At 34.6% G+C, this 5,994-nt stretch carries 5 protein-coding genes; 4 read left to right on the top strand and 1 reads right to left on the bottom strand.

From position 1 onward, the window contains the following. Positions 1-5: 5 nt before the first annotated feature. Positions 6-1,364: a transposase gene (locus LJD32_RS14365; RefSeq protein ID WP_227392742.1), complete on the bottom strand. Its 1,359-nt coding sequence runs from the start codon at positions 1,362-1,364 to the stop codon at positions 6-8. A 345-nt stretch (positions 1,365-1,709) separates the two neighbouring features. On the opposite strand from LJD32_RS14365, the gene LJD32_RS14360 reads away from it, so the two are divergent. From LJD32_RS14360 to LJD32_RS14345, 4 genes are read left to right on the top strand one after another with little or no spacing between them, the layout of a single operon-like run. Further along, complete coding sequence (locus LJD32_RS14360; protein ID WP_106988917.1) at positions 1,710-2,591, top strand: PRD domain-containing protein; 882 nt, start codon at positions 1,710-1,712, stop codon at positions 2,589-2,591. Next, a complete protein-coding gene (locus LJD32_RS14355) occupies positions 2,584-3,972 on the top strand; it encodes a PTS transporter subunit EIIC (protein WP_106988918.1) in 1,389 nt (462 codons plus the stop codon). The genes LJD32_RS14360 and LJD32_RS14355 overlap by 8 nt, the downstream gene beginning before the upstream one ends. Before the next feature lie 2 nt (positions 3,973-3,974). Beyond that, a complete protein-coding gene (locus tag LJD32_RS14350) occupies positions 3,975-4,466 on the top strand; it encodes a PTS glucose transporter subunit IIA (RefSeq protein ID WP_227392741.1) in 492 nt (163 codons plus the stop codon). A 1-nt stretch (position 4,467) separates the two neighbouring features. Beyond that, positions 4,468-5,904 carry a glycoside hydrolase family 1 protein gene (locus tag LJD32_RS14345; protein ID WP_227392740.1) on the top strand — a complete coding sequence of 479 codons (1,437 nt, stop codon included), beginning with the start codon at positions 4,468-4,470 and terminating at the stop codon, positions 5,902-5,904. The last annotated feature ends 90 nt before the right edge of the window (positions 5,905-5,994 follow it).

Here is a 5,994-nt window from a genome sequence, read left to right as displayed (position 1 = left end):
AATCTTCAAAGATTATTACCATGTGGACAAAATTTATTTTGTCCCTTTTTTATTTTTTCAGGATCTTTAAGTCTTAATAACTTTTTAGCACGTTCAAGCTGTCTTTCGCGGATAGTCCTTTGGTATTCCATCATCTTTCTAGAGAAAGTGACAATGATATATTGATGTAATGTTCCTTTGGCTTTTACTTTTTTTGTTCGACCGTTCTTGTATACTTTTTCTTCATAAAGTCCTGTATCCATGGCCGTGTTGGCGGGAATCACTTTATAGGCAAAATCATTGTATAGACTTAGATTGTTTGCGTCTTTTTTATTAAATGTTCGCATTTCTTTCAATGTGATCGCATCGTCATTTGACAATAGACGGTAGTTTGAATCGTTGAATACGATATCTTTGATCTCTTGTCCAAGTTTTTTTACTGACTGTGTAACAATATAGGCTCTACCACCCATATCATTGAATTTACGGATATTGTAGGATCCAAGTCCTGCATCCGCACAATATATGAACTTTTTGTTTCCGGTCATTTTTATAACTTCTTTTTCAAGTGGAACGGCAGTAAGCTGTTCATTTGTGTTTCCTGGATGAATACACATAGAAATAGGGATTCCACGGCTGTCCATGATAAGCCCCATTTCAACAATAGGAGATGTCTTGTTTTCCTTACTGATTCCGAACTGACGAAGTCCAAGGATAATTTCTCCAGTAACTTCGTCAACGATCTCCTCATCAGGCTTTTCTGTTTCAAAGAAATAGTTTGTACAGTCATAGTACATAACTGAAGTATCTCGTTTAACGATGTTTTCGGAATTGTCAAAAAGATGTTTTAAATATTGGTCACTGTTTCTGTCTAGAATATCCAAGAAACGAATCATATGTTGGTATTCAACCTGAGGTTTCTCATAGTATGTATCAAGTTTATCGTATGTTCCATATTTACTGGCAGGATCCAGAATCCTTGCATAGGTAAGAAACTGACAGATTTTATTACAGTCGTAGGTGATCTTTCGGTCAGAAGAAACTGATTTAAAAAAATCAGACAGATTCAATTTGGCATAGATATCCTTAAGATACAGATATCCAATGTTCAAACTAGTAGAATTCGAACAAGGAGAATCTGTAGAAGGGATTCTTTCATTAAAGTCCATAGTAACAATGAATTCAGATCTGCCAGAACGATATTCCTCATTCATTTTTTTTACTTCGTTTTTAGCGTATTCCAAGGGATTATCCGTTATAAGAAGAAGCTCAGAATGTTTACCTAATCTTTTGATATTTTTGGTTGTCGTTTTTTTACCATTTCTAAATCCCTGCTGAATATAGTAAGTTGGATCTTTAAGTCGTTTATCATAATACAGTTTCATAGAAGCAGCCATCCTTTACAACTATTATATCACAACAACACATACAACAGTAAAAAATAAAAATTTGACGAAAAAAAAGCCGTACATAAACGACATTTGGCTATTTCGACTATGAGCAAGTGTTAAACTCCCGGGTGGGAATAAATTTTTCTTTTGACCAAAACCAGAAAAAAATAAAAATACTGTTGACATTGAAAGCGGTACCAGCTATACTTACAGTGTAATACAAATTAAGACTTGTTACTTAATCTAAGCTATTAAGGCAAATTCTTACGTTAGTTTATCTGAGGCGGTAAACTAAATATTTGAGTTTGCCTTTTTAATTTGTATTTGGGGAGGAGAATCATGCTCAAGTTAGATAAACAGGTGTACAGGACATTTAAAGTAGTGAACAATAATATTGTTATCGTTAAAGATTCAAACGGCCGTGAAATGATAGCGATAGGAAAGGGACTTGGGTTTAAAAAAAGCAAGAATGATATTGTTTATCCTGAAGAAATTATGAAGACATATATTTATCTGGACAGACAGAAAAATTTAAATCTTACTTTATTTGAAGAAGTGCCTTTCGAAGTGATTGAAGTATCACAACATATTATTGATTATGCTGCTAAAACATTGAATCAAAAATATAATGTCAACTTACTTGTCAGTCTTTCGGATCATATTGATTTCAGTGTTAAACAATTCAGAGAGGGAAATAATACCTCAAAGTTGTTTAATGAAGAGATTAAGAGATTTTACGAAGATGAGTACCAAGTAGGTAAGTGTGCTATTCAATATATTAACGAAACTCTGCATGTAGATCTTCCAAAAGATGAAGCAACATCTATTGCTTTCCATCTGATTGTGGCGTCTCAAGAAAAAACAAATATTGAAACAAGAGAATTGCTCGAAGGCGTAAACAGTATTGTGAATATCACAATGAAATATCTTGGAAATCAGATAGATGAAGATTCGTTAGCGTATTCAAGGTACATTATTCACCTGAAATTTTTCTTAAGCAGAATTGTCAGTCATCAAACTTCTAACGGTTCTATTGAAGTTACTAATATATTCGGTCAATTGGTCACGAAGTATGAAGGAGTTGACAGGTGTATTCATGAAATCAGTGAATTTATTAATGGAAAGTTTAATTACAGATGTACTGATGAAGATTGTATTTATTTAATGATTCATATTGTAAGGCTGTATGAGTTACAAAGAAAGGACGATACTAATGGCTAAAATAGATTATGATAATTTGACAAAGCAGATAGTGGAATATGTAGGTGGTGTCGAAAATATCAAAACAATTACACACTGCGTAACACGTTTAAGGCTATATTTGAATGACAGAAATAAAGCAGAGGATGAGAAAATAAAAAATCTACCTGGAGTATTAGGTGTGGTTTATGGAAATCAGCAGTACCAGATTATTCTTGGTGAACATTTATTCCCTGTATTTGATAATCTTGAAAAAAATTATTCAGTACAGACAGAAGCTCCAATTAATGAGAATCTTGATGAAAATCTTGTGTCTGGTAATGAGAAGAAGAATTTCAAATATTATTTTGAAAAAGCAATTACATTTATGTCTCAGTCACTGACACCATTCATTACTGTAGTGTATGGAGCAGGTATGCTGAAAGTAATTCTCTCTTTACTGAATTACTTCATCCCATCAGCAGCAAGTTCTACAGCATATACAATGCTTAACTTCATGTCCAGTGCACCATTCTACTTTATGCCTGTATTAGTGGCATATGGTACAAGTAAAGTTTTAAAATCCAATCCTGCTTTTTCAATGGCAATTGCACTGACATTGGTATATCCGGATTTTAATACTATTATGACTGCCGGAAAAGCTACTACAATGTTTGGACTTCCTGTACATTTAGCTTCCTATGGTAGTACATTACTTCCAGGTATTTTTACAGCTATTCTATGTGCATATCTGGAAAGATTCTTCTACAGAGTAATTCCTGGATTATTCAGAAGTGTATTTGCTCCATTATGTGTATTCTTAATTGGTTTTCCAATCGTTGTATTAGCATTAGGTCCTATTGGTAATATTGTTGGTTCTTGGATTGTCGCAGGTATCATCTGGTTACAAGCACATGTAGGTGGATTTGCTCCGGGTATTATTGCCGCAGCTCAGCCATTCTTGGTTATGATGGGTGTAAATATGTTGCCTGTAGCTCCTATGATGGAATTGTTCTCTCGTACTGGGTATGATAATGTGTTCAGACCTGGTTGGATTTTACATAACATTTCTGAATGTGGTTCCTGTTGTGCTGTTGCTTTAAAAACTAAAGATAAAGAATTTAGGGCAACTGCATTATCAGCTGGTATCGGTGCTATGCTTTCCGGTGTTTCTGAACCTGCATTATACGGTGTTAATCTTCGCTTGAAAAAACCGATGATTGGTCTTGTAGCCGGTGGTATTGCTGGTGGTGCTGTTGCCGGGTATATGGGTGCTAAAGCTTTTGCAATGGGTTATTCTTCTATCCTTGGTGTAGTTATTTTTGAAAAAACTATGGGAGCAATTCTTGCGGGTGTTGCTGTTTCCTTCGTGGTCTCATTTCTATGCACTTATGTTTTATATGATGGAAGGAGCATCAAATAAGTATGTTTAAGTTGTTTTCAAAAAAAGAAGAAAACACAAATGATTTTGCAGCTGTGGTAAGTGGGAAAATCATTCCACTTACTGCAGTGAATGACGATGTGTTTTCTAAAGGTATGATGGGAACCGGTGTTGCCATTGTGCCTGATGATGATGTAATTGTGGCTCCATGTGATGGAGAGGTCACAATGTTGTTTCCTACCATGCATGCATTTGGAATGAAAAATGAAGATGGTGTAGAAATACTGGTACATATTGGTATTGATACTGTAAATAAACAAGGTGTTGGATTTAAAAAGTTTGTAGATGCTGGCACAACAGTCCACAGAGGGGATAAAATCATTCGCATGAATTCCTATGATTTGAAACAGGAAGGATATGATCTGACAACAATGATGCTTTTTCCTGGTTGTGAGAAGAAAATGAGTTTCACTATAGATGGATATGCAAAAAAAGGAAAAACAATAGTAGCTGAATATAAGAAAGAAGGAGAATAATATGGCATTTTTAAATAAAGAAGTAAAAAAGGAATTTCCTGAAGGATTTTTATGGGGTGGTGCAGTAGCTGCTAACCAATGTGAAGGTGCTTATCTGGAAGATGGCAAACAAATGTCTACTGCTGACATTAAAGTAAGAGGTTTTTTTGGAGGATTGAGAAGAGATGCAGATTATTATCCTACTCATAAGGCCATTGACTTCTATCATACCTATAAGAGTGATTTAAAATTGATGGCTGAAGCTAATTTTAATATCTTCAGAACATCTATCAACTGGGCCAGAATTTATCCGACTGGAGAAGAAGAAACTCCTAATCAAAAAGGACTTGATTTCTATCATGATATGTTTAAATACTGTCATGAACTTGGAATGAAAGTAATGGTTACTATTTCTCATTATGAAACACCATTATATTTAGTAGACACATATGGTGGATGGGATAATCGTAAATTTATTGAGTTTTACATGAAGTTCGTCAGAACGATTGTAGATAATCTGGATGATGTTGTTGATTACTGGCTGACATTTAATGAAATTGGTAACGCGGCTGTAAAACCTATCTGTTGGGATGCTGCATGTATTTATCCTGACAGCGAAAATCTGCTGCAAAGAATGTATCAGGCAGCACATCACCAGTTTGTAGCAAGTGCACTTGCAGTAAAGTATATTCACCAGCATTCTAACCATGCTAAAGTTGGGGCAATGATTGCGTACAAGACAGTGTATCCTTACACATGTAACCCAAAAGATGTTATTGCTGCTGAAAAAGAAAAGAGAAAAGAGTATTTCTTCTCCGATGTTCAGGTAAGAGGAAAGTATCCGGATTATATCTGGCAGTATTTTGAAGAAAATAATATCAAAATCACTTTTGAAGAGGGAGATGAAGAAATTATTGCTTCTTATCCTGTAGACTTCATTACATTCTCTTATTACAGAAGCAGAGTAGTATCTTCTGAAGAGACTGAAGCTGCTGAAAAGATTATTGATACAAATACACTTGAAGGTATTGTAAATCCATATTTACCAAAGACAGGATGGGGATGGTCAGTTGACCCAGACGGATTAATGCTGGCTTTACAGGATTTATATGACAGATATCAGAAGCCATTATTTATTTCTGAAAATGGATTAGGCGCTATTGACACGGTAGAGGAAGGTAATGTAATTAATGATGATTATCGTATTGATTACATGAGAAAACATGTTCAGGCTATGCAAAGAGCTATTGAAAAGGGTGTTGATCTGTTCGGATATACTATGTGGGGTCCTATTGATATTGTTTCTAATGGTACAGGACAAATGTCAAAGAGATACGGCATCATCTACGTTGATTTGGATGATGAAGGAAATGGTACAGGAAACAGATATCTGAAGAAGAGTTACAATTGGTACAAAACGGTCATTGGTACTAATGGCAAAGATTTAGGAATTGAATAAAAAATAGAAAAGATGTTCGGAAATCATAGAACATCTTTTTTATCTATTAAGAATTTGGATGCGTCAGAAAAAATAGTATATAAAAACTCA

It is taken from the genome of Faecalibacillus sp. TM498 (assembly GCF_020589955.1).
GTDB lineage: Bacteria > Bacillota_I > Bacilli_A > Erysipelotrichales > Coprobacillaceae > Faecalibacillus > Faecalibacillus intestinalis.
Note: the sequence above shows the minus strand (reverse complement) of the source record. Positions and strands in the feature narration are given on the sequence as shown.